The sequence below is a fragment of the Paracoccus sp. NFXS7 genome (genome assembly GCF_040148865.1).
Taxonomy (GTDB): Bacteria; Pseudomonadota; Alphaproteobacteria; order Rhodobacterales; family Rhodobacteraceae; genus Paracoccus; species Paracoccus marcusii.
The window spans coordinates 702,784-723,670 of sequence record NZ_JAKEKV010000001.1 but is presented as its reverse complement, the minus strand read 5'-3'; the positions used below and the strand labels follow the sequence as shown (position 1 = coordinate 723,670).

Here is a 20,887-nt window from a genome sequence, read left to right as displayed (position 1 = left end):
GACAGAAGAAGGGGCAGGCATGAAATTTCTGACAAAGCTGTTGCTGGGGTTGGCGGTGGTGACATTCGCCGTCTCCTGCGGACGGACGCCGCCGCGGGGGCAGGCGCCCGGCGGCTATCAGGTCGCGCCCGGACCCGGGGCGAACCCGCAGCTGGGCGACCGCGCGCCGCACCAGTGGCGCAACGGCGCGCCCTATGGGCATGCGGTGCACGGCATCGACATCTCGCGCTGGCAGGGGGACATCGACTGGAACCGGGTGCGCGGCGCGGGCATCAGCTTCGCCTTCATCAAGGCGACCGAAGGGGGCGATCACGCCGACCCGAACTTCCGCCGCTACTGGTACGAGGCCGCGCAGGCCCGGATCCCGCGGGGCGCCTATCATTTCTACTATTTCTGCCGCTCGGGCGCCGAGAACGCCTATTGGTACATCCAGAACGTCCCGCGCGAGGCCGGGTCGCTGCCGCCCGTCCTGGACATGGAATGGACCAATTCGCGCAACTGCCCCCGCCGCCCCCCGGCCGCCGAGGTTCTGCGCGAGGCCGAGGTGTTCATGCAGATCGTCGGCCGCCATTACGGCCAGCGCCCGATCATCTACACCACCGTCGATTTCTATCGCGAGAACCAGATGGGCCGCATGAACGCCGAGTTCTGGCTGCGATCGGTCGCGGATCATCCCAGTGTCACCTACCCGGGCCAGCGCTGGACGTTCTGGCAGTATACCGGCACGGGCATCGTTCCGGGCATCCGCGGTGACACGGACATCAACGCCTTTGCGGGCTCGGCTGCGGATTGGGCGCGATGGCTGCAGGCGCGTCTGGTTCGCTAGCCCCGCGGCGCTGGCTGCAGGTCGAGTTCGCGGCGCTCTATGTCGGGGCGCCGCTGGCCATCGCATTGTTCCTGCCGCCCGATCAGCTGTTCACCGCGCTGGCGGTGTTCAGCCTGGCCGGGATGGCGCTGCTGTGGATCACCGGCGGGTTCCGCTGGCGCGTGCTGGTGCGGGGCTGGCGGCGGATGCCGTGGCAGGAGCTGGCGGGCATCGCGCTGGCGACGCTGGCGGCGGGCTGGCTGATCCTAGCCTGGATGCGCCCCGAGGCGCTGTTCTCGATCCCCCGCAACCGGCCCGAATTCCTGCTGGTCATCTGGACCTTCTATCCGATCCTGTCGGCGCTGCCGCAGGAGCTGATCTTCCGCCCGCTGTTCTTTCACCGCTACGGCGCGATCCTGCCCCAGGGGCGGGCGGCCATCGCGCTGAACGCGGCCATCTTTTCGTTCGCGCATCTGATGTACTGGTCCTGGATCGTGGCGATCATGACCTTCGTGGGCGGCTGGTTCTTTGCGCGCGCCTATCTGCGGCACGGCTTTCCGGCGGCCTGGGCGCTGCACGCGGTGGCCGGGAACGTGCTGTTCGCCGTCGGCATGGGCGTCTATTTCTACAGCGGCAACGTGGTGCGGCCGTTCTGAAGGCCCGCTCTAAGAGGTTGACTTCCCGCCCGGCCCGCGCTTTGTGCGGGGGCTGAAAAACTGGGGAAAACGCTCATGCACGCCTATCGCAGCCATACCTGCGGCGACCTGAAGGCCGCCGATGCCGGAACCACCGTCCGCCTGTCGGGCTGGGTCCACCGGGTCCGCGACCACGGGGGCGTGCTGTTCGTCGACCTGCGCGACCATTACGGCATGACGCAGGTGCTGGCCGACAGCGACAGCCCGGCCTTTGCCGCGATGGACAAGCTGCGGGCAGAGACCGTCATCCGCATCGACGGCCGGGTCAAGATGCGTGACGCGTCGCTGGTCAACGCCAAGCTGCCCACCGGCGAGATCGAGGTCTATGCCACCGAAATCGAGGTGCTGGGACCCGCGGACGAACTGCCCCTGCCGGTCTTCGGCGACCAGGACTATCCCGAGGAGACGCGGCTGGCCTATCGCTTTCTGGACCTGCGCCGCGACAGCCTGCACAACAACATCATGCTGCGGTCCAAGGTCATCCGGTCGATCCGCAACCGCATGTGGGACCAGAACTTCACCGAATTCCAGACGCCGATCATCACGGCCAGCAGCCCCGAGGGCGCGCGCGACTTCCTGGTGCCGTCGCGGCTGCATCCGGGCAAGTTCTATGCCCTGCCGCAGGCGCCCCAGCAGTTCAAGCAGCTGATCATGGTCGCGGGTTTCGACAAGTATTTCCAGATCGCCCCCTGCTTCCGCGACGAGGACCCGCGCGCCGACCGCAGCCCGACCGATTTCTATCAGCTGGACATGGAGATGTCCTTTGTCCGCCAGGAGGACGTCTTCGCCACCGTCCAGCCGGTCATCCAGGGCCTGTTCGAGGAGTTCGGTGGCGGCCGCCGCGTGGACGCCGACTGGCCGCTGATCCCCTATGCCGACAGCCTGCTGAAATACGGCACCGACAAGCCCGACCTCAGGAACCCCATCGAGATGCAGATCGTCAGCGATCACTTCCGCGGGTCGGGCTTCGGCATCTTCGCCAAGCTGCTGGAACAGGAAGGCACGCAGGTCCGCGCCATTCCCGCGCCTACCGGCGGCAGCCGCAAGTTCGCCGACCGCATGAACGCTTTTGCGCAAGGGCAGGGGCTGCCCGGCATGGGCTACATCATCTGGCGCCGCGCCGAGGACGGTTCGACCGAGGCCGCCGGCCCCATCGCCAAGGCGCTTGGCGTCGAGAAGACCGAGGCGATCCGCACGCAGCTGGGCTTGGCCGAGGGTGATGCGGCCTTCTTCCTGGGCGGCCGTCCCGACCAGTTCGAGGCCGTCGCGGGCCGCGCCCGCACGGAAATCGGCCGTGAATTGGGCCTGATCGACGAAAACCAGTTCAAGTTCGCCTGGATCGTCGATTTCCCGATGTACGAGAAGACCGACGACGGCAAGATCGACTTCAGCCACAACCCCTTCTCCATGCCGCAGGGCGGGATGGAGGCGCTGAACGGCGACCCGCTGGAGGTGTTGGGATACCAGTACGACCTGGCTTGCAACGGCTATGAGCTGATCAGCGGTGCGATCCGGAACCACAAGCCCGAGATCATGTTCAAGGCGTTCGAGCTGGCCGGCTATCCGGCATCCGAGGTCGAAAAGCGGTTCGGCGGCATGGTCAAGGCGTTCCGCTATGGCGCACCGCCGCACGGGGGTTGTGCCGCGGGCATCGACCGCATCGTGATGCTGCTGGCCGACGAGCAGAACATCCGCGAGGTCATCATGTTCCCGATGAACCAGCGCGCCGAGGACCTGATGATGGGCGCCCCGTCAGAGCCCACCAACGAGCAGATGCGTGACCTGCGTCTGCGCGCGTTGCCGAAAGAGTGACCTGACCCCGGGCGGCGGGCATGGCATGATGCTGCACAGCAGCACCAGCCGGAGCCTGTCGCCCGATGCCGTCCTATGCTGAAATCGCCGCGATCCGCCTTGGCTTTGGCCTGTCGCCGCGCCTGACACCGCCGGCCGACCCGGCGGGAATGGCGGCATCGGTTGCGGCGGCCACGCGGTTCGGCCCGCAGGCCGTGACGCTGGACAAGGTCCGCGCCTGGCAGGACAAGGGCCTTGACCTTGGCGCCGCCGCCCGCGCTGGCGATCCTGCCGCCCGCGATCGCGATGTCGCCTATCGGCGCAGGCTGGGCGGCATCTATCGTGCGGCGATCCAGAACCGTTTCGCGCGGGCAGTCGATGACCCTTCCGGCTTCGGGGAACGGCTGGTCTGGTTCTGGGCCGATCATTTCACCGTCACCGGTGGCACGGTCTATTGGAACCTGATGACCGACGCCTTTGTCCAGGATGCGATCCGTCCGCATCTGACGGGTCGGTTCGCCGACATGATGCTGGCGGCCGAAACCCATCCGGCGATGGTGCGCTATCTGGATCAGGACCGGTCGGTTGGCCCCAATTCGGCCCGCGCGCGCAGGAATCCCGACAAGCCGTTGGGACTGAACGAGAACCTGGCACGCGAGATGATCGAACTGCACAGCCTTGGCGTGGGGGCCGATTATTCTCAGCAGGACGTGACGCAGCTGGCCGAACTGCTGACCGGACTGGCCTATCACCCCCGGCAGACGGGCATCTTCCGTCCCGGCCAGGCCGAACCGGGGGCCGAGACGGTTCTGGGCGCCCGCTATGGCGGGGGGCGCGCCAGTCTGGACGACATTCGCGGGGTCATCGCCGACCTGGCCCACCATCCGGCGACCGCCCGGCATATCGCCCGCAAGATGGCTGTGCATTTCGTCGCGGACGAACCGCCGCAGCCGCTGGTCGACCGGCTGGCGGCCGTGTTCGCCGATACCGGTGGCGATCTGGGCGCGATGAACCTGGCGCTGGCAGAGGCGCCGGAGCTGCAGCAGCAGTTCCGCCAGAAGATGCGGCAGCCCTTCGACTTTCTGGTGGCCGCCCTGCGCGGCCTTGGCGTAGACGGGCGGCAGGTCCGCGACATGAAGCCGGGCCAGCTGCAGCGTCTGTTGCTGCAACCGATGACTGCGATGGGGCAGGCCTGGGGCAGCCCCCTGGGGCCCGATGGCTGGCCCGAGGATCAGGCGGCCTGGGCCAGCCCCCAGGGTCTGGCGATGCGCATCACCTGGGCGCTGAGCGCGCCGTCGCGGCTGACCGACCGGCTGCCCGACGCGCGGCAACTGCTGCATGCGGCCTTGGGCGACACCGCGTCCGAGGCGCTGTCCTGGGCGGTCCCGCGCGCCGAAAGCCAGGCCGAGGGCGTGGCCCTGATCCTGGCCTCGGCCGATTTCAACCGGAGGTGACGCGATGCTGTCTCGGCGGCTGTTCCTGAAATCGACGGCGCTGATCGGCTGCTCGGCCGCCGCGCATCCGCTGCTGTCGTCGGCGACCTTCGCGGCGGCGCCGGGCGACAATCGCCTGGTCGTCATCATCCTGCGCGGCGCGATGGACGGGCTGGACGCGTTCCAGCCCTATGGCGACCCCGCACTTCGGGGGCTGCGCCAGACCCTGTCGCTTGGACCCGATCACGGCGCCACCGATCTGGACGGGTTCTTTGCGTTGCATCCGGGCCTGTCGGACCTGTTGCCGCTGTGGCAGGCCGGGCAACTGGCCTTCGCGCCCGCCGTCTCGACGCCCTATCGCGACAAGCGCAGCCATTTCGACGGCCAGACCATGCTGGAGGCCGGCACTGGCACCGACCTGGACCTGGATGCCCAGCAGGACGGCTGGCTGAACCGGCTGCTGCAGGCGATGCCGGGGCAGGCGTCGGAGACCGCCTATTCTGTAGGGGTCTCGCAGATGCGCATCCTGCAGGGGCAGGCCCCGGCCAAAAGCTGGACCCCCAAGGCGCAGATGGACCTCAGCCCGCAGGCCGAGCAGCTGCTGACGCGCATCTATCACGATGACCCGCTGTTCCGCGACGCAAGTGCGCAGGCGATGGAGATCGTGGCCAGCCTGTCGCCGGACCTTGCCACAGGCAAGCCGGGACAGGACCACCTGGAGATCGCGCGTTTTGCCGCGGACCGCCTGAACGGCCAGACGCGGATCGCCAGCTTTTCCATCGGCGGGTGGGACACCCATTCGGGGCAGGCGGGGTCGCTGCCGCGGATGCTGGGGCGGCTGGCCGACACGATCCTGACGCTGAAGGCGGATCTGGGCGCGAACTGGGACCGCACCACCGTCATGGCGATGACCGAGTTCGGACGCACCGTCCGCGAGAACGGATCGGCGGGGACCGATCACGGCACCGGGGGCACGCTGCTGGTGGCGGGGGGCGCCGTGCGCGGCGGGCGGATGATGGGCGATTGGCCGGGTCTGGCCGAGGGCGACCTGTACGACGGGCGCGACCTGATGCCGCTGCGCGACATTCGCGCCTACGCGGCCTGGGCGATGCACGCCAAGTTCGGCATCGATTGTGCCACCCTGGAGGGGTCTGTCTTTCCTGGACTGGACATGGGGTCCGATCCGCGGATGACCGCCTGATCCTACATCTCGGCCACGCGGGACAGGCGGTCCTGGACCATGCCGCTGATGCGGGCCAGATCCGTCGCAAGCGCGTGGCCCGCGTTGTAGTCGCGCGCAAGTGCGGTGGCCGCAGCCTCCAGCGCGGGGTCGTGCGCCGAGCGGGCGACGCCGGCCAGGAAGCGGGCGATATAGTCGATCTCGGTCGTGTCATGGGCGCTGGACAGCACCTCGGCCACGTGGGCCAGATCGTCGCGCAGGCCCGAGGGGTCGGGCTGGATCACGTCGTCGGGCAGCGCCCGCAGAGTCATCGCCCCGGTATCGGCGGGCAGCACCCGCAGGATCGCCTGCTGGAACACCGCCAGGCTCTCGACCGGCTTGGGCAGGAACCCGTCCGCACCCGCCGCCAGCGCCTCGGACGCGCGGTCGGGATCGCCGGACATCGCAAGGATCACCGGCACCCGCAGTTCGGCGGCATGCAGTTCGGCGATCAGCGCGACCCCGTCGCCATCGGGCAGGCCCAGGTCGATCACCACCACCGCCGGACGATAGCTGCGCAGATGACGCGCCGCGGACCGCAGGCAATCCGCGCGGCGAATCCGCGCACCGGACTTGAGACACAGCAGCCGCACCGCCTCGCTGGCAAAGCGCGAATCCTCGATCACCAGCACCGTCAGGCCTGTCAGCGGTCTGTTGGGCAGCGACAAACGCCATTGCGGCAAGGGCTTGGGCGTGTCGGCCGTGATATCCGTCAGCATGTCTGTGTCCCCATCCACGTCTTCACGCCCAGTTAAGCCCCGATTCGCTAAGAACCGGTTAACGGCGATGCTTTTCCTTTCCCGCGGCGCGCCCAGGGCTTAGAACCGCCTGAAACGGAGGATGTGACGATGATCGGTCGCCTGAACCATGTCGCCATTGCCGTCCCCGACCTGCAGGCGGCGGCGGCACAGTACCAGACCACCCTGGGGGCCACTGTCGGCCCGCCCCAGGACGAACCCGACCACGGCGTGACCGTGGTGTTCATCGAACTGCCGAACACCAAGATCGAGCTTTTGTACCCCCTGGGCGACGACAGCCCGATCCGCGGGTTCCTGGACAAGAACCCGTCGGGCGGCATCCATCACATGTGCTTCGAGGTGGATGACATCATCGCCGCGCGCGACCACATGAAGACACAAGGCGCCCGCGTCCTGGGCACCGGAGAGCCGAAGATCGGCGCCCATGGCAAGCCCGTGCTGTTCCTGCACCCCAAGGATTTCAACGGCTGCCTGATCGAACTGGAGCAAATCTGATGAACCTGACCGGCGGTATCGTTCTGTTCGCCTCGCTGTGGTTCCTGACCCTGTTCTGCGTCATGCCCATCGGGCAGCGCAGTCAGGCCGATGCCGGGGAGGTCATTCCCGGCACCCATGCGGGCGCGCCGTCGGGCGTGAACTGGCGGCGCAAGCTGATCTGGACCACGGCCATCACCAGCGCCATCTGGGCCGTGCTGGCGTGGATCATCCTGGGCGGCGTGATCACGCGCGCGGATATCTCGAACCTGGACCAGTGGATCCGCTGATCATCTGGAACAGGTGGGTGAAGGCCGCCGCCGCCAGCAGCGGCACGGCAATGTTGACCACGGGGATGACCAGGCCCACCGCGACCAGCACGCCCGTCAGGGTCACGCGCGCCGAATGGGCGCGGCGCAGGTCGCTGGCCGGGCCTTCGTCCAGGTGGCGACGGGCGGCCATCTGAAAGAACTCGCGCCCCAGCAGCCAGCCGTTCGCGCCCAGGAACAGCAGGGGCGCAAAGGGGCCGATGAAGGGCGTCAGGATCAGGCTGATCACCAGCACCCCCAGGACCGCCAGCACGACCGCCACGGATTCCAGCAGCCCGTCGAAGAAGTCCAGCGACGTGCCGCGGCGGTCCGGGTAATGGATCGCCTCGACCTTTTCGGCAACGGTTTCCGCGAAGAGGCCCGCAAAACCGGCGGCGACCGGGGCCATCAGGAAGATCCCCATCACCGGAAACAGCGCCAGCGATCCCCAGGACAGCACCTGACCGAACTCGATCTGGCCCAGCCAGGGCAGCGTGACCCCGCCCGGCAGCCACAGCCGCAGCGCCCAGAAGATCGCCGCCTGCAGGGCCACGAACAGCACCAGCGTCAGCCCGATGCCCAGCAGCACCAGCCGCAGCACCGATGGGCGCAGCAGGTCGGCCCAACCCCGCAGCAGGGCACGAAGGGGCATCATGGACGCCACTCGGTCTTGGCGGCGATGTCGGGACGCGGGCGTTCCGGGGGCTGCGCGCCGCGGGTGCCGATATGGATCAGCCCCGCGACGCGCTCATGCGCCGCGATGCCCAGATGCGCCCGCGCAAAGGATTGGTCCAGCGCCGCAAAGCCCGTCAGCCAGGCGGCGCCCCAACCGGATGCCAGCGCCGCGTTGACCAGCCCCAGGCACAGCGCGCCCGTCGACAGGACCTGCTCCCATTCGGGAACCTTGGGACTGTCGACCGGGGAGAAGACAACCGCCACGATCACCGGCGACGCCATGGCCGAGGCCGCCTTGTCCGCCGCCGCCTGATCCTGCCCCGCGGCCAGGACCGCGTCGCGCAGCCGCGGCGCCATCGCATCCAGGGTTTGGCGGCCCAGCACGACAAAGCGCCACGGCTCCAGCTTGCCATGATCGGGAACGCGGGCCGCCAGGGTCAGCAGATCGGCCAGCTGGTCAGGGTCCGGGCCCGGGCCGGTCATCATCTTGGGCGGGTGGGACCGGCGGGTGGCCAGAAACTGCAGGGCGGCGTCGTTGCGGTGGTCCATGCGGATCTCCTGTAAGATCAGGGGCGGTGGCCGAGAGGCTGGCCGCAGGCGGGCGGTCAGCCTTCCTTCTCGATGCGGTAATTGCCCTCGGGCAGGTTCAGCGCAAGGCGCAGTTCGGTCAGCTGATGCATGGACAGGGTGATGCGCACGACCTCTTCGCCGTCATCGCTCATCTGTTCCAGAATCACCCGGTCGTCAAAGCCCAGGATGACGACGTCCTCGTTCAGCGGGCGTGTCTGGGCCTCGGCCTCGTCGATCAGGGTGATCACGGTCGCGTCGAAGTCGTGTTCGATGGTGAACATCCGAATCTCCTTGGGAAAGGCCCGACAATCGCGTGAAAGGGGGGCTGCGGCAAGCGGTCGGGGTTTACGCCGGACGGGCAGGGGGTATTCTGCGCCGACAGGATCGCGCCGACGCCGGGGCGGCGCAACAGGGCAGGGACGATGGGACAGATGATGGCGCGCAGCTGGCTGGCAGGGTTGATCGCGGCAGTGGCCGTCGCGGGCTGTGCGCCGCTGCCCGCGCCCGGCACGGCCCCCATGCCCTCGCCCGTCCCGCAGGTCCCGGTCCTGCCGGCCCCGTCGGCCCCGCACGCGGCAACGCCGGACGGCGCCGCGCGCAGCTTTGTCCAGGTGATGCGCCGGATGGAGCCCGCCGTCCGCCAGGACTGCCTGAACCGCCGCACCGCGCCGATCAGCTGCGATTTCCTGTTCGTCGTCGACGACCGGCCGGGGCTGGAGCCGAACGCGTTCCAGACCGTCGACCGCAACGGGCGCCCGGTCGTGGGCTTTACCCTGTCGCTGATCGCGCAGACCCAGAACCCGGACGAAATCGCCTTTGTCGTGGGGCACGAGGCCGCGCACCACATCCTGAACCACCTGGATCGCAAGTCCGGGGCGGCCACCGCCGCGGCCGTCGTCCTTGGCAGCCTGGCCTCCGCCTATGGCGGCGACACCGGCGCCATCGCCCGCGCGCAGGAGATCGGTGCATCGGTCGGCGCACGCTACTATTCCAAGGAATGGGAGCTGGAGGCGGACTATCTTGGCGCGATCATCACGCTGAACGCAGGCTATGATCCGATCTCTGGTTCGGGCCTGTTCCAGCGAATCCCCGATCCCGGAAACCACGTCCTGGGCACCCACCCGGCACGCGCGCAACGCCTGGCGCAGGTCCGCCGCGCGGTCGCCGACGTGCAGGCGGGGCGCATCCGCTAGGGCTGGTGGTGGGGTTGTGCCTGCGCCGCAACGCGACAACCTCCGGCTGCAATAAAATTCACGTGGTGAAAGGAAAAAGCTGGCATACCGGCGGTTTTCTGCTTTAGTCGGCAAAGGTTTGCACAAGACAGATCCTTGAATCGATACCATCCGGCGCTTCGGCGCCTTTTCTATGAAGGGGCGCCCATGATCGGGGTTGTCGTATGGAGCAGCGGGTCGCGTGAAAAGGCGATCATCTGGTGCGAAGATCAAGCAACGCTGGCCTATCTGCAGGGAACCGCGAATTTCGTCGGGCCCGGCGAATGGCCCCAGCCCGGTGATCTGGTCGAACTGGAAACCCGGACCGTCGGCAATCTGCGCCATGCCCTGAACGTGACCATGCTGTCGGAGAAAAGCTGTCTGCAGCTGCCGCGAATCCTGGCCGATTCGCAGCAACAGCAGCCGTCGCGGCCAGCCCTGCGCGTCGTGGCGCATCAGGATGCCGTGCCAAGCGGATCCGTGGCGTCGTCCACCCGGCGCCCGGCGACGACCTATGCGCGACCCCGCAGCGGGGCCGCGCGCTAAGGGGGCGATCAGGCGCCGCGTGACAGTGCGGCAACCCCGGTGCGCGCCAGGTCGGTCAGACCCAGAGGACGCATCAGATCGGCAAAGGCCTCCAGCTTGGACGGCGTGCCAACCAGTTCGAAGACAAAGCTCTCCAACGTCGAATCGACCACGTTCGCGCGAAAGATCTCGGCGATGCGCAACGCCTCGACGCGCTTGTCGCCGGTGCCGCGCACCTTGAACAGGCCCAGTTCGCGTTCCACCACCGGCCCCTCGACCGTCAGGTCGTGGACCTCGTGGACGACCACGATGCGGCCCAACTGCGCCTTGATCTGCTCGATCACCTCGGGGGTGCCGCGCGTGACCACCGTGATGCGCGAGCGGTGGCCGCTGTGGTCGACCTCGGCCACGGTCAGGCTGTCGATATTGTAGCCGCGCCCTGCGAACAGGCCGATCACGCGGGCCAAGACGCCTGGCTCATTCTCGACAAGGACGGCCAGGGTATGGCTCTCCTCGCGCGGGGCGTGCGGATCGCGCAGGTCATAGGCCGAATGGCTGGACATGCCCTTCTGGATGTTCAAAGCGTTCATGGTTCTGCTCTCTTTCCAGCCGGTCTCAGACCAGCACCGCGCCTTCGGATTCGATCACGCCCTGTGTCTCGGCCTCGCCCAGCAGCATCTCGTTATGCGGCTTGCCAGAAGGGATCATCGGGAAGCAGTTCTCGTGCTTCTCGACCAGCACATCCAGGATGAAGGGGCCGTCGTAATCGATCATCTGCTGGATGGCGGCGTCCAGATCCTTGGGGTCGCGCACCTGCGCGCCGGCGCAGCCGAAGGCCTCGGCCAGCTTGACGAAATCGGGCAGGCTGTCCGACCAGGACTGGCTGTAGCGTTCGCCGTGCAGCAGCTGCTGCCACTGCCGCACCATGCCAAGGCGCTCGTTGTTCAGGATGAACTGCTTGACCGGCAGGCGGAACTGCACGGCCGTGCCCATCTCCTGCATGTTCATCAGCCAGCTAGCATCACCCGCGACGTTGATCACCAGTGCCTCGGGGTGGGCCATCTGCACGCCGATGGATGCAGGCAGGCCATAGCCCATCGTGCCCAGACCGCCCGAGGTCATCCAGCGGTTCGGCCCTTCAAAGCCCAGGTACTGTGCCGCCCACATCTGGTGCTGGCCGACCTCGGTGGTGATGTAGCGGTCGTGGCCTTTGGTCAGCGCCTCCAGCCGTTCCAGCGCGTGCTGCGGCTTGATGATCGTGTCGCTAGGGCGATAGGCCAGGCATTTTCGGGCCCGCCATTGCTCGATCTGGCCCCACCATTGCTGGACCGCGGCGCTGTTCGTCTTGCGGCCGCGCGATTTCCAGACCTTCAGCAGATCCTCCAGCACATGGCCCACGTCCCCGACGATCGGCACGTCGACGCGCACGACCTTGTTGATGGACGACGGGTCGATGTCGATATGCGCCTTGACCGATCCGGGGCTGAAATCCGCGATCCGCCCGGTGATCCGGTCGTCGAAGCGCGCGCCGATGTTGATCATCATGTCGCAGCCGTGCATGGCCAGGTTCGCCTCGTAGGTGCCGTGCATCCCCAGCATGCCCAGCCACTTGTCGCCCGATGCCGGATAGCAGCCCAGCCCCATCAGCGTCGAGGTCACCGGAAAGCCCGTCGCTTCGGCCAGCTCGCGCAGCAGTTGGCTGGCGCCGGGACCCGAATTGATGACACCGCCGCCGGTATAGAGGATCGGACGCTCGGCCTGCTCGATCAGTTCGACCAGGCGGGTGATCGCGCCCAGATCGCCCTTCTTCGTCGGCTGATAGCGGCCGGTGTCGACCTGCTTGGGCCCGACATAGGTGCCGGTCGCGAACTGCACGTCCTTGGGGATGTCAATCAGCACCGGACCGGGACGGCCCGAGGTGGCGACGTGGAAACCCTTGTGGATGGTCGCGGCCAGCTTGTCCGTGTCCTTGACCAGCCAGTTGTGCTTGGTGCAGGGGCGGGTGATGCCGACCGTGTCGGCCTCCTGGAAGCCGTCGGTGCCAATCATGAAGGTCGGGACCTGGCCCGATAGCACGACCAGCGGGATCGAATCCAGCAGCGCGTCGGTCAGGCCGGTGACCGCGTTCGTGGCGCCGGGGCCCGACGTGACCAGAACGACGCCCGGTTTCCCGGTCGCGCGGGCATAGCCCTCGGCCATGTGGACGGCGCCCTGTTCGTGGCGCACCAGGACATGGGTGATGTCATTCTGCTGAAAGATCTCGTCATAGATGGGTAGGACGGCCCCGCCCGGATAGCCGAATACGGTATCGACGCCCTGATCGCGCAGCGCCTCGACCACCATTCTCGCACCCGTCATTGTTCGGGACATCGTCTTGCTCCATCCATCAAAAACACCCGCAAAGCGCACCCGTCGCGGCCCCGCGTCGGCGCAACCTAGGGTCAGGTTCGGACAGGGTCAATGGCATTTGGCGGAGAAAGTGACGCAGGCACGCCGGAAATTGAAACTTTATTTCGCGGTTTGAAGGACGCTATCGGTCGAATTGCGGCAGCGCGATACGGGCGACCTGTTCGACGATCGGATCTACGGACAGGGGATGCGCTTCGTTCGAATGATCCTCGGGGTTGCCGATATCCTGCCAGACGCCGCCCTTGTAAATCTCCAGCGCGCTGAAGCGGGCCTTGTAGTCCATCTTGCGGCTGCCCGGCACCCAATAGCCCAGATAGACATAGGGCAGGCCCGCGGCCCGCGCGATCTCGATATGGTCCAGGATGATGTAAGTGCCCATGCTGGCCGGCCGCAGCAGCGGATCGTAGAAGCTGTAGACAAGGCTCAGCCCGTCATCCAGCACGTCGGTCAGGCACACACCGGCCAGGTGATCGTCGCCCTGCGCCAGCGCCGGCATCGCATCGTCGCTGCACCGGTATTCGATGACGCGGGTCTTGACCGGCGTCTCTTCGATCATCGCGGCGAATTCAAAGATGTCCATGTCCGCCATGCCACCATCCGCATGGCGGCTGTCCAGATAACGGCGGAACAGTTCGAACTGATCCTCGGTCGCCCAGGCACTGGTGGCCAGGCGGCGCAGGGCGGCGTTGCGGGTGGTGATGCGGCGCTGCGTCTTGGAGGCGCGGAAATCGGCCACCCGGATGCGCGCCGACATGCAGGCCACGCAGCTTTCGCAGCTGGGTCGGTAAAGCACGTTCTGCGACCGGCGGAATCCTTGCCGCGACAGCGCGTTGTTCAGTTCCGCCGCATTGTCGCCCTGCAGCGCGGTGAACAGCTTGCGTTCGGCGCGCCCGTGCAGGTACGGGCAGGGCTGTGGCGCGGTCACATAGAACTGCGGCGCATGGGGCAGCGTATGGCGCATCAGGTGCGCCCCTTGCAGCATCTGGTCAGGTCGCGACTGATCATGCGGGCGCAGAAGGTTCCGTATCGCGGGTTGGTGTGCGCGAAAGCCTAGCAACGATTTCCCGGCAGGCCAAGCGTGGAAAGCATCGGGCCCGCCGGTTCCGCGCAACATGGTTTACCGCGCGTTGCGTTGACGGGCCGGGGCGACCCCGGCAAGGTGGCGCGCATGAGCTTTCAGACCCGCATCACCCGCCTTCCGCTGCCTGTCGACGCCGCCCGCGGGGCGGATGCGGCGGCGCTGTTCCCGACCCTGTCCGACCGGATGCGCGACCTGATCGCCGGCGCCGCGGGCAGCAGCCCCTATCTGGCTGGCCTGCTGCGGTCTGAGGCCGACTGGCTGCCCGATGCGCTGGACCATGACGACGTCGTCGCGCGCGAGACGGCGGGCCTGCAATCGCTGGACGCGGATGCCCTGGGTGTGGCGCTGCGCCGCGCCAAGCGTCGGGTGGCGCTGCTGGCGGCGTTGGCCGATCTGGGCGGCGTCTGGACGCTGGAGCAGGTGACCGGCGCGCTGTCCGACCTGGCCGACCGCGCCGTCGATCTGGCCCTGCGCGCCCATGTCGCGACCGAGATCCGTCGCGGCAAGCTGCCCGCCACGGACGCCGATGCGGGTGGCATCTTCGCGCTGGCGATGGGCAAGGGCGGCGCGCGCGAACTGAACTACAGCTCGGACATCGACCTGATCGTCCTGTTCGACGAGACCGCCTATGCCGAGGCCGACCAGATGGAGGCGCGTGCCGCCCTGATCCGGGCCACGCGGCGGATGGCCGCGACCCTGTCCGACGTGACCGACCACGGCTATGTCTTTCGCACCGACCTGCGGCTGCGGCCCGACGCGGCGGTGACGCCGGTCTGCATCTCGACCGCCGCGGCGCTGGCCTATTACGAGGCCGAGGGGCGGACCTGGGAACGCGCCGCCTTCATCAAGGCGCGCGCGGCGGCGGGCGACACCGCCGCGGGCGAACGGCTGCTGCGCGAATTGCGGCCGTTCGTCTGGCGCAAGCACCTGGATTTCGCGGCCATCCAGGACGCCCATGACATGCGGCTGCGCATCCGCGACCACAAGGGTCTGGGCGGGCGGCTGGAGGTGGCGGGCCACAACCTGAAACTGGGCCGCGGCGGCATCCGCGAAATCGAGTTCTTCACCCAGACCCGCCAGCTGATCGCGGGCGGGCGCGACCGCGACCTGCAATGCCGCGACACGGTTGGCGGGCTGGCGGCGCTGGCCGCCAAGAACTGGATCCCCCGGGACGTCGCGGAGGAACTGACGGCGCATTACCGCGACCATCGCGACATCGAACACCGCATCCAGATGGTGAACGACGCCCAGACCCACAGCCTGCCCAAGGACGATCAGGGGTTGGCCACGATCGCCGCCCTGATGGGCGAGGGCGATGTCCAAGCCTGGTGCGCCCGGCTGAAATCGCGGCTGGAACGCGTGCATGCGCTGACCGAACGGTTCTTCGCCCCGACCGAACCGACCGAAAGCCTGCCCGACTTGTCGGACGAATCGCGGGCGGTGATCCAGCGCTGGCAGACCTATCCCGCGCTGCGGTCCGACCGGGCGCGCCAGATCTTTCGCCGGATCGAGGCGCCGCTCTTGTCGCGCATGGCCCGCGCGGGCCACCCGGCCGAGGCGCTGGCCCGCTTCGACAGTTTCCTGTCAGGCCTGCCGGCGGGGGTCCAGCTGTTCTCGCTGTTCGAGGCCAATCCCCAGTTGATCGATCTGATCGTCGACATCTGCGGGACGGCGCCCGCGCTGGCCGCCTATCTGGCGCGCCATCCGTCCGTTCTGGACGGCGTGCTGGCAGGCAGCTTCTTCGCACCCTGGCCGCGGGAGGCCGGGTTGGTCCAGGAACTTGACGCGGTCCTGCAACGGGCCCTGAGCCAACCTGGCGGTGGCTATGAACGGGCGCTGGATGCGGCGCGGCGGTGGGCGCATGAATGGCAGTTCCGCATCGGCGTCCATCACCTGCGCGGCCTGATCGGCGCGGACGAGGCGGCGGTGCAATACGCGGACCTTGCGGGCGCCTGCGTGGCGGCGCTGCTGCCGGTGACCGCCGCCGATTTCGCGCGCCGCCATGGCCCGCCGCCTGGCCGCGGCGCGGTCGTGATGGGCATGGGTTCCCTGGGCGCACGGGTGCTGAACGCGGGGTCGGACCTGGACCTGATCGTGATCTATGACGCCGACGGGGTCGATGCCTCGGACGGGCCGCGCCCGCTGGCCGCGCGCCCCTATTACGCCCGGCTGACGCAGGCGATGGTCACCGCCCTGTCCGCGCCCACGGCCGAAGGCCGGCTGTACGAGGTCGACATGCGGCTGCGCCCGTCAGGGCGGCAGGGGCCGGTGGCGACCTCGATCGACAGCTTCGGCACCTACCAGATGACCGAGGCCTGGACATGGGAGCATCTGGCCCTGACCCGCGCGCGCTGCGTCGCGCAGATCGGACCCGATGCGGATATGCTGTGCCAGCAGATCGAGACCCTGCGCCTGAAAGTGCTGGCCGAACGCGGCACCGATCCGCGTGTTCTGCCCGACACGGGCCAGATGCGTGACCGCCTGTTCGCCGCGAAGCCGCCTGGCGGGGCCTTCGACGTGCGACAGGGGGCCGGGCGGCTGCAGGACATCGACCTGCTGGCGCAGAGCTGCGCCTTGCGGGCGGGCGATCCGGCGCGGTCGACGCCGGCGCAGTTGCGGGCGGGTCGCCGGGCGGGGCTGCTGACGGCGGAACAGGCGGACCGCCTGTCGTCGATCTGGCGGGGATTGTGGCGCGTGCATGCCGCCGCCCGCCTGTTGACGGACAGGCCGCTGGACATGGACGTGATCGGGCGCGGAGGCCAGGATTTCCTGCTGCGCGAGGTCGAGGCCGACAGCCCCGATACCCTGCGTGATCGGCTGTCCGACGATTTCGCCACGGTGCAGGCCCTCGTCCAGGGACATCTGTCGGACGAAAGTCCGCCCGACTAGCCGCTGGCGGCGCGGTCCTGAGAATAGCGCATGGCATCCGGTTCGACTGCCGGCACATCGATCTGGACCAGGTTGGGCTGTCCCGCGGTGGCCTGTCCGGCGCTGCTCTGCAGGTCCGCCGCGACCTCTGCCAGGGACCTGCCGCCGATCTGGCCCAGGACCGGGATCGAGACCATGCCCGGTGCCAGGGGGATGACGGGGGCATCCGCCGCCTCGACGAACAGGCCGTGGGCGGTCTTGTCCCAGTAGAAGGGCTTGGCCACGACCTCGTAGATGGCCTTCCACCCGGCCAGGCATCCAAGCGGGAAATAGAGATGCAGCGTCGGCACCCAAGGCATCAGATGGCGGTGCTTTGCCCCGCTGACCGCACGCATGCCGACGAAGATGCTCAGCGCCTCGGACGCGACGAACAATCCGAACAGGCCGACGATCGCCCAAGAGCCTACCCCGGTTTCCAGCGGTGCGCGCAGCGGATGCGGCAGGCCGAAGGTCAGCAGCCAGAAGCTCCACAGGATCGGTGCCAGCAGGTATTGCGACAGCGCCCCCAGGAACTGGACCTGAAAGCCCCAGAAGCGCCACGCCCCCAGATCGCGGTAAAGCGCCGCAGGATCGCGCATGTGCACGGCCCAGGTCATCGCGTATCCCTTGAGCCAGCGCGACCGCTGCTTGACCCAGGGCAGGGCGCGGCAATTCGCCTCCTCATCGGTCGTGGTCTCGATGATCTCTGTCCGGTATCCGCGCCGGGCCAGGCGGACGCCCAGATCGGCGTCCTCAGTCACGTTCCATGCATCCCATGCGCCGACCTGTTCCAGCAGGTGGCGGCGAAAGAACAGGGTGGTGCCGCCCAGGGGCACGATCAGCCCAAGCCGCGCGACCCCCGGCAGCAGGATGCGGAACCAGCTTGCGTATTCGATGGTAAAGCACCGCGCCAGCCAGTTGGTGCGCGGGTTATAGTAATCCAGCGCGCCCTGCAGGCATGCGACGTCCGCAGGCGCGACATGAAAGCGGCGCGCAACCTTGTGCAGTTGATCGGGATCGGGTCGGTCCTCGGCGTCCCAGATGCCCACGATCTGGCCGCGGCAGAAGTTCAGCGCATAATTCAGCGCCCGGGGCTTGGTCTTGATCGGCCCGTTGGGCACCCGCACGACGCGGATCCAATGCGGCAGGCGCACGCCGTCCAGCGCGCCCTCGGTGATCTCGTCGCTGGCCTCGATCACCAACAGGATGTCGGTCAGTTCCCGCGGATAGTCCAGCCGCGCCAGCCGTGCGACCAGCTTGCCCGCGACGTCCTTTTCGTGAAACAGCGGCACCATGACCGAGATCAGCGGCAGCGCAGCCTCCATCAGCGGGGGGACGGGATGACCCTGTCGAATGGCCAGCGCATGGGCATCCTGCTCGCGCAGCGCCCGCCGCGCCGCCAGGAACGACGCCAGCTTCAGCCCGCTCTGCGTCAGCAGGGTCAGCACCGCCCAGAACGTCAGCAGCCCCACGATCAACGTCGGGACCAGGATCAGGCCGGCCGCGGTCAGGGCCAGCGCCGCGATCGCCAGGCGTGCCGTCCGGGCCTGATCCTGCGTGCGACAGCTTTCGATGGCGGGGACGCGCGTCTCCGCCTCGCGGATCAGGCGGGTCCGGCGGGAGTTCAGCACCCCGCCCTGGGCCTGGTCCGCGCTGCACAGCAACATGCGGACCTGGCCGAACTGGCGCGGCAGCAGGGGCAGCACGGCCGCGAAATCATCGGGCCGCGCCGTCGCGATCCAGGTGACCCCGCCGATTCGCCGCCAGGGTAGCAGCCCGTGCGTTAGGCAGAACCCGGCCCCCGCGTCGTCGATCAGCCGCGGGTCGGCGGGCGTCACGTCGGGGTCGATGGCGGTGGTGCGCCACTGCCGCGACAGCGCGCGGGCCAGGGCGGCGGGCTGGGCCATCCCCTGGGCCAGCAACACCTGGTCCAGCCGCAGGCGCAGCTTTTGCTGGATCACCGTCGCCTTGAGCAGGTCCCCCGCATCGACCGCCCCATCTTCCAGCAGGATCTGCCCAAGCGACCGGCGGTCGCGCGGTGCCAGCGTCGGCCCGCACAGGACCGCGCTGCCGGCGGTGGCCGGATCAGGCAGGTTGGCAGGCCGGGGCAGGGGGGCAGGCTGCGCCATGGTCGTTTCCCATCAGGATCGACCCGTCTTGGCACGTGATGCGTTAACAGAAGATTAAGCGATCCCGCGCGACCGGCAAAAAGCGGTCGCACGGGATGAATTCGTCATCAGGCGCGGCGCGCGCGCATCGAATCGGTGAACCTCTTGAACAGGTACAGGCTGTCCTGGGGACCGGGCGAGGCCTCCGGGTGGTGCTGAACGGAAAAGACCGGCTTGTCCTGCATGCGGATGCCGCAGTTGCTGCCGTCGAACAGGCTGACATGGGTCTCGATCACGCCGACCGGCAGGCTTTGCGAATCGACGGCGAAACCGTGGTTCATCGAGGTGATCTCGACCTTGCCGGTCTCGACGTCGCGCACGGGGTGGTTTGCGCCGTGATGGCCATGGCCCATCTTGACCGTCTTGGCCCCGAGCGCCAGCGCCAGCATCTGGTGACCCAGGCAGATGCCGAAGATCGGCATGTCGCGGCCCAGCAGGTCCTTGATCATCGGGACGGCATATTCGCCCGTGGCCGCCGGATCGCCGGGGCCGTTCGACAGGAACACGCCCTCGGGCTCGTGCGCCATCACCTCCTCGGCGGTGGCGGTGGCGGGCAGGACGGTGACATCGGCGCCATGGGCCACCAGAGAGCGCAGAATGTTGCGTTTCGCACCGTAATCCAGCGCCACGACCTTGAACGGCTTGTCGCCGGGTGCGGTGCCGAAGCCTGCGCCCCATTCCCACGACCCCTCATCCCACCGATAGCTTTGCGCGCAGCTGACGCCGCGGGCCAGATCCAGGCCGACCAGCCCCTGCCAGTCGCGGGCGCGGGCGATCATCGCCTCGATGTCGAAATTGCCGTCGGGATCATGCGCCAGGACGACGTGGGGTGCACCCTGCTGACGGATCGCGCGGGTCAGTCGGCGGGTGTCCACGCCGCCGATGCCGATGCGGCCGCGGCGGGCCATCCAGTCGGTCAGTTCGGACGTGCTGCGCCAGTTCGACGGCTCGGTCGGGTCCCACCGCACGACGATGCCGCTGGCGACCGGATCGGGCGCCTCGTCATCCTCCGGCGTGACGCCGGTATTGCCAATATGGGGAAAGGTGAAGGTCACGACCTGGCTGGCATAGGAGGGATCGGTCATGATCTCCTGATAGCCGGTCATCGCGGTGTTGAAGACCAGCTCGGCGACGACCTCGCCGGGGGCGCCAAAGCCCATGCCATAGAAGACGGTCCCGTCGGCAAGCGCCAGGCAGGCGGTCGGTTTAGCAGCCATGTCGGCACCTCTGGAATGAAATCAGCCGGTGAATAGGGGGCGGACGCCCCAAGGTCAACCCGCAGCGGCCCGGGAGCCGCGCTTGAAACGCAGGCGCCGGGGGGCTAGATGCGGTTCTTTCGGGCGCATCCCGCGCCTTGGGTTGGAGACGAAGATGGATCTGCGCGCCAAGCTGCAAGCCGCCACCAAAGAGGCGATGAAGGCCCGCGACAGCGCCCGGCTGTCGACGCTGCGCCTGATCGCCGCCGCCGTCAAGGACCGCGAGATCGCCGCGCGCAGCGGGGACACCGACGGCACCCTGACCGAGGGCGACCTGGTCATGATCCTGTCGCGCATGGTCAAGCAGCGCCAGGAATCGGCCAAGGCCTATGAGGAGGGCGGCCGTCTGGAGCTGGCCGCCAAGGAGGAGGACGAGATCGGCGTGATCCAGGAGTTCCTGCCGCGCCAGATGAACAGCGTCGAGACGACCGCCGCGATCGACGCGGCCATCGCCGATCTGGGTGCCGAGGGCATCCGCGACATGGGTCGCGTGATGGCCGCACTGAAGGAACGCCATGCCGGGCAGATGGATTTCGGCGCCGTGGGTCCGGCCGTCAAGGCGCGCCTGCTGGCCTGAAACCCGCGCGTCGCATCACGCGTTG

The 20,887-nt window shown here is 68.1% G+C and carries 20 protein-coding genes; 11 read left to right on the top strand and 9 right to left on the bottom strand.

Annotated elements, in window-relative coordinates:
* Positions 1–19: 19 nt before the first annotated feature.
* The 5 genes from LZ686_RS03560 (at position 20) to LZ686_RS03540 (ending at position 5,925) form a co-directional block, all read left to right on the top strand.
* The gene (locus LZ686_RS03560) at positions 20–826 is read left to right on the top strand and encodes a glycoside hydrolase family 25 protein (protein WP_139598450.1); all 807 of its coding nucleotides are present in this window, start codon (positions 20–22) and stop codon (positions 824–826) included.
* The gene (locus LZ686_RS03555) at positions 799–1,461 is read left to right on the top strand and encodes a CPBP family intramembrane glutamic endopeptidase (RefSeq protein WP_349546999.1); all 663 of its coding nucleotides are present in this window, start codon (positions 799–801) and stop codon (positions 1,459–1,461) included. The genes LZ686_RS03560 and LZ686_RS03555 overlap by 28 nt, the downstream gene beginning before the upstream one ends.
* 75 nt (positions 1,462–1,536) lie before the next feature.
* Complete coding sequence (gene aspS, locus LZ686_RS03550) at positions 1,537–3,312, top strand: aspartate--tRNA ligase (RefSeq protein WP_127898926.1); 1,776 nt, start codon at positions 1,537–1,539, stop codon at positions 3,310–3,312.
* 65 nt (positions 3,313–3,377) lie between these two features.
* Positions 3,378–4,745 (top strand): DUF1800 domain-containing protein, encoded by a 1,368-nt coding sequence (locus LZ686_RS03545; protein WP_349546998.1) that lies wholly within the window; start codon positions 3,378–3,380, stop codon positions 4,743–4,745.
* 4 nt (positions 4,746–4,749) lie between these two features.
* Positions 4,750–5,925: a DUF1501 domain-containing protein gene (locus tag LZ686_RS03540; RefSeq protein ID WP_349546997.1), complete on the top strand. Its 1,176-nt coding sequence runs from the start codon at positions 4,750–4,752 to the stop codon at positions 5,923–5,925.
* 2 nt (positions 5,926–5,927) lie between these two features.
* Here LZ686_RS03540 and LZ686_RS03535 read toward each other — a convergent pair whose 3' ends face one another.
* A complete protein-coding gene (locus LZ686_RS03535; RefSeq protein ID WP_081994695.1) occupies positions 5,928–6,662 on the bottom strand; it encodes a response regulator in 735 nt (244 codons plus the stop codon).
* 129 nt (positions 6,663–6,791) lie between these two features.
* Between LZ686_RS03535 and mce the strand changes: the two genes are divergently transcribed.
* Both mce and LZ686_RS03525 read left to right on the top strand, forming a co-directional pair.
* On the top strand, positions 6,792–7,196 hold the full coding sequence (mce, locus tag LZ686_RS03530; protein WP_042246072.1) for a methylmalonyl-CoA epimerase: 405 nt from the start codon (positions 6,792–6,794) through the stop codon (positions 7,194–7,196).
* A complete protein-coding gene (locus tag LZ686_RS03525) occupies positions 7,196–7,465 on the top strand; it encodes a DUF1467 family protein (protein WP_045981605.1) in 270 nt (89 codons plus the stop codon). Before mce ends, LZ686_RS03525 begins: the two co-directional genes overlap by 1 nt.
* Here LZ686_RS03525 and LZ686_RS03520 read toward each other — a convergent pair.
* Genes LZ686_RS03520 through LZ686_RS03510 form a run of 3 tightly spaced genes read right to left on the bottom strand, consistent with a single transcriptional unit; the run spans position 7,422 to position 9,009 of the window.
* Positions 7,422–8,138: an EI24 domain-containing protein gene (locus LZ686_RS03520; RefSeq protein WP_232303353.1), complete on the bottom strand. Its 717-nt coding sequence runs from the start codon at positions 8,136–8,138 to the stop codon at positions 7,422–7,424. The genes LZ686_RS03525 and LZ686_RS03520 overlap by 44 nt on opposite strands.
* Entirely contained in the window at positions 8,135–8,707 is a 573-nt protein-coding gene (locus LZ686_RS03515; protein WP_349546996.1) for a nitroreductase family protein, read from the bottom strand. The genes LZ686_RS03520 and LZ686_RS03515 overlap by 4 nt, the downstream gene beginning before the upstream one ends.
* Positions 8,708–8,763: 56 nt before the next feature.
* Positions 8,764–9,009, bottom strand: coding sequence for a DUF8831 family protein (locus tag LZ686_RS03510; protein ID WP_042246064.1), 246 nt, complete (start codon positions 9,007–9,009; stop codon positions 8,764–8,766).
* Positions 9,010–9,150: 141 nt separating this feature from the next.
* On the opposite strand from LZ686_RS03510, the gene LZ686_RS03505 reads away from it, so the two are divergent.
* Both LZ686_RS03505 and LZ686_RS03500 read left to right on the top strand, forming a co-directional pair.
* Positions 9,151–9,921 carry a M48 family metalloprotease gene (locus LZ686_RS03505; RefSeq protein ID WP_349546995.1) on the top strand — a complete coding sequence of 257 codons (771 nt, stop codon included), beginning with the start codon at positions 9,151–9,153 and terminating at the stop codon, positions 9,919–9,921.
* Positions 9,922–10,107: 186 nt separating this feature from the next.
* A complete protein-coding gene (locus LZ686_RS03500; protein ID WP_205963149.1) occupies positions 10,108–10,485 on the top strand; it encodes a hypothetical protein in 378 nt (125 codons plus the stop codon).
* An 8-nt stretch (positions 10,486–10,493) separates the two neighbouring features.
* On the opposite strand, the gene ilvN is transcribed toward LZ686_RS03500, so the two are convergent.
* The 3 genes from ilvN to LZ686_RS03485 form a co-directional block, all read right to left on the bottom strand.
* On the bottom strand, positions 10,494–11,054 hold the full coding sequence (gene ilvN / locus LZ686_RS03495) for an acetolactate synthase small subunit (RefSeq protein WP_045981603.1): 561 nt from the start codon (positions 11,052–11,054) through the stop codon (positions 10,494–10,496).
* Positions 11,055–11,079: 25 nt separating this feature from the next.
* Entirely contained in the window at positions 11,080–12,834 is a 1,755-nt protein-coding gene (locus LZ686_RS03490) for an acetolactate synthase 3 large subunit (protein ID WP_349546994.1), read from the bottom strand.
* A gap of 160 nt (positions 12,835–12,994) precedes the next feature.
* A complete protein-coding gene (locus LZ686_RS03485) occupies positions 12,995–13,834 on the bottom strand; it encodes an arginyltransferase (protein WP_045981651.1) in 840 nt (279 codons plus the stop codon).
* A gap of 207 nt (positions 13,835–14,041) precedes the next feature.
* Here LZ686_RS03485 and LZ686_RS03480 point away from each other — a divergent pair, with 207 nt between their 5' ends.
* A complete protein-coding gene (locus LZ686_RS03480; RefSeq protein WP_349546993.1) occupies positions 14,042–16,843 on the top strand; it encodes a bifunctional [glutamine synthetase] adenylyltransferase/[glutamine synthetase]-adenylyl-L-tyrosine phosphorylase in 2,802 nt (933 codons plus the stop codon).
* On the opposite strand, the gene LZ686_RS03475 is transcribed toward LZ686_RS03480, so the two are convergent.
* Both LZ686_RS03475 and carA read right to left on the bottom strand, forming a co-directional pair.
* Complete coding sequence (locus LZ686_RS03475) at positions 16,840–18,990, bottom strand: glycosyltransferase (protein ID WP_349546991.1); 2,151 nt, start codon at positions 18,988–18,990, stop codon at positions 16,840–16,842. The genes LZ686_RS03480 and LZ686_RS03475 overlap by 4 nt on opposite strands.
* Before the next feature lie 107 nt (positions 18,991–19,097).
* Positions 19,098–20,246 carry a glutamine-hydrolyzing carbamoyl-phosphate synthase small subunit gene (gene carA / locus LZ686_RS03470; RefSeq protein WP_349546990.1) on the bottom strand — a complete coding sequence of 383 codons (1,149 nt, stop codon included), beginning with the start codon at positions 20,244–20,246 and terminating at the stop codon, positions 19,098–19,100.
* A gap of 154 nt (positions 20,247–20,400) precedes the next feature.
* On the opposite strand from carA, the gene LZ686_RS03465 reads away from it, so the two are divergent.
* On the top strand, positions 20,401–20,862 hold the full coding sequence (locus LZ686_RS03465; RefSeq protein ID WP_046001160.1) for a GatB/YqeY domain-containing protein: 462 nt from the start codon (positions 20,401–20,403) through the stop codon (positions 20,860–20,862).
* The last annotated feature ends 25 nt before the right edge of the window (positions 20,863–20,887 follow it).

What these genes read in the sequence shown, in the direction of transcription:
- LZ686_RS03560 (WP_139598450.1), top strand. Translation starts at nt 20, where the DNA reads ATGAAATTTCTGACAAAGCTGTTGCTGGGGTTGGCGGTGGTGACATTC.
- LZ686_RS03555 (WP_349546999.1), top strand. Translation starts at nt 799, where the DNA reads ATGGCTGCAGGCGCGTCTGGTTCGCTAGCCCCGCGGCGCTGGCTGCAG.
- aspS (WP_127898926.1), top strand. Translation starts at nt 1,537, where the DNA reads ATGCACGCCTATCGCAGCCATACCTGCGGCGACCTGAAGGCCGCCGAT.
- LZ686_RS03545 (WP_349546998.1), top strand. Translation starts at nt 3,378, where the DNA reads ATGCCGTCCTATGCTGAAATCGCCGCGATCCGCCTTGGCTTTGGCCTG.
- LZ686_RS03540 (WP_349546997.1), top strand. Translation starts at nt 4,750, where the DNA reads ATGCTGTCTCGGCGGCTGTTCCTGAAATCGACGGCGCTGATCGGCTGC.
- LZ686_RS03535 (WP_081994695.1), bottom strand. Translation starts at nt 6,662, where the DNA reads ATGCTGACGGATATCACGGCCGACACGCCCAAGCCCTTGCCGCAATGG.
- mce (WP_042246072.1), top strand. Translation starts at nt 6,792, where the DNA reads ATGATCGGTCGCCTGAACCATGTCGCCATTGCCGTCCCCGACCTGCAG.
- LZ686_RS03525 (WP_045981605.1), top strand. Translation starts at nt 7,196, where the DNA reads ATGAACCTGACCGGCGGTATCGTTCTGTTCGCCTCGCTGTGGTTCCTG.
- LZ686_RS03520 (WP_232303353.1), bottom strand. Translation starts at nt 8,138, where the DNA reads ATGATGCCCCTTCGTGCCCTGCTGCGGGGTTGGGCCGACCTGCTGCGC.
- LZ686_RS03515 (WP_349546996.1), bottom strand. Translation starts at nt 8,707, where the DNA reads ATGGACCACCGCAACGACGCCGCCCTGCAGTTTCTGGCCACCCGCCGG.
- LZ686_RS03510 (WP_042246064.1), bottom strand. Translation starts at nt 9,009, where the DNA reads ATGTTCACCATCGAACACGACTTCGACGCGACCGTGATCACCCTGATC.
- LZ686_RS03505 (WP_349546995.1), top strand. Translation starts at nt 9,151, where the DNA reads ATGGGACAGATGATGGCGCGCAGCTGGCTGGCAGGGTTGATCGCGGCA.
- LZ686_RS03500 (WP_205963149.1), top strand. Translation starts at nt 10,108, where the DNA reads ATGATCGGGGTTGTCGTATGGAGCAGCGGGTCGCGTGAAAAGGCGATC.
- ilvN (WP_045981603.1), bottom strand. Translation starts at nt 11,054, where the DNA reads ATGAACGCTTTGAACATCCAGAAGGGCATGTCCAGCCATTCGGCCTAT.
- LZ686_RS03490 (WP_349546994.1), bottom strand. Translation starts at nt 12,834, where the DNA reads ATGTCCCGAACAATGACGGGTGCGAGAATGGTGGTCGAGGCGCTGCGC.
- LZ686_RS03485 (WP_045981651.1), bottom strand. Translation starts at nt 13,834, where the DNA reads ATGCGCCATACGCTGCCCCATGCGCCGCAGTTCTATGTGACCGCGCCA.
- LZ686_RS03480 (WP_349546993.1), top strand. Translation starts at nt 14,042, where the DNA reads ATGAGCTTTCAGACCCGCATCACCCGCCTTCCGCTGCCTGTCGACGCC.
- LZ686_RS03475 (WP_349546991.1), bottom strand. Translation starts at nt 18,990, where the DNA reads ATGGCGCAGCCTGCCCCCCTGCCCCGGCCTGCCAACCTGCCTGATCCG.
- carA (WP_349546990.1), bottom strand. Translation starts at nt 20,246, where the DNA reads ATGGCTGCTAAACCGACCGCCTGCCTGGCGCTTGCCGACGGGACCGTC.
- LZ686_RS03465 (WP_046001160.1), top strand. Translation starts at nt 20,401, where the DNA reads ATGGATCTGCGCGCCAAGCTGCAAGCCGCCACCAAAGAGGCGATGAAG.